1 protein-coding gene is annotated in these 1270 nt (G+C 47.2%); it reads right to left on the bottom strand.

The window, feature by feature from the left end; all coding sequences use genetic code 11:
• On the bottom strand, window positions 1-922 hold a 922-nt coding region (locus NFS35_RS28850; protein WP_251210389.1), incomplete at its 3' end, for a reverse transcriptase domain-containing protein.
• Between the last annotated feature and the right edge of the window lie 348 nt (window positions 923-1270).

Below are 1270 nucleotides of genomic sequence, written 5' to 3'. Positions count from 1 at the left end.
TCTCCGGCTTCTTTCCATATCTGCGTCTGCTGTTGCTCTCCGCGTACCTTCCAAACTCTATCAGTCGGCTCTTACTCTCCTCCAGCTCAAGATTGAATTTCCCCAGCCTTTCCTTCAGTGCGGTATAATATCTCTCTGCGTCTGACTTGTGCTGGAATCCCGCAATAAAATCATCTGCATACACCGCCAGAAAGCACTTCCCTTCTGTCTCTTTCAGTACTACAAATTTGTACCACAGCGTTAATACATTGTGCATATAGATATTTGCCAGAATCGGGCTGATGATATTTCCCTGCGTTGAACCTTCCTCGCCTGCTTCATAGACACCTTCTGCTACCACTCCGGCTTTCAGATATTTGTTTATCAGCCACAGAAGATTTCTGTCCTTAATATACAGCCCCAGAAACTTCATAAGCCATTCATGGCTCATGTGGTCAAAGAATCCCCTGATGTCTGCGTCCACCACATAGTTAATCCATTCGTTCTGTAATTGACGGTGGACTTCCTTTATCGCATCATGGCATCCTCTGTTTGGTCTGAACCCATACATACAGTTAAGGAATCTCGGTTCATAAATCGCTTCCAGTATTTTCTTTACCGCAAGCTGCACAATCTTGTCCTCGTAAGAGGCAATCCCCAGCGGCCTCATCTTCCCGTTGCTTTTCGGTATATACACCCTTAGCGACGGCAGTGGCTTGTATGCCTTGTTCTTTAACCGCTCCACCAGATTTGTGATGTTCTCTTCCAGGTGTTCTTCATACTCTGCTTTTGTCACCCTGTCAATCCCTGCTGCCTTCTTCCCATCCAGTTCCTTATGGCACTGCATGAGCATTTCAGCATTTATCAGATGGTACAGAGAAGTGAACTCTGGCTTCGGCGTTGTCGCCGATATTTCTGCTATCCTTTCTAATTTTGTTCCCATCAATACCTCCGTTCCTGTGCACGGTTGATGTGTCCTCAGAAAGACTGTTACCATGTAGCCCCCTTCCCTCCACCGGCATTACCCGGCTTCCATGGTACTATGAGACTATCCGACTGCCTGCCACCCATCCGCTTATCTCCATCTTCTAGTTGATAAAACGTACTTGTTTCCAAGAAGCAGCAGGCTCTCCCCAGTTGACAATTAACCACAATGTCAAGCATGACTGGCTCTTTGACCCCGCAGTGCCGGACAGTTCTCGCCTTATACGAACTGCCCGATATTGCTTTCCGCACCAGTTAAGACGTCAGCCCTCTGAACTTCAACATTTCGAGGCTCAATCGCATTGCA

The sequence above is a fragment of the Acetatifactor aquisgranensis genome (assembly GCF_943193215.1).
GTDB lineage: Bacteria > Bacillota > Clostridia > Lachnospirales > Lachnospiraceae > Acetatifactor > Acetatifactor aquisgranensis.
The sequence above is the reverse complement of the archived record's forward strand: the minus strand, read 5'-3'. Positions and strand labels throughout refer to the sequence as shown.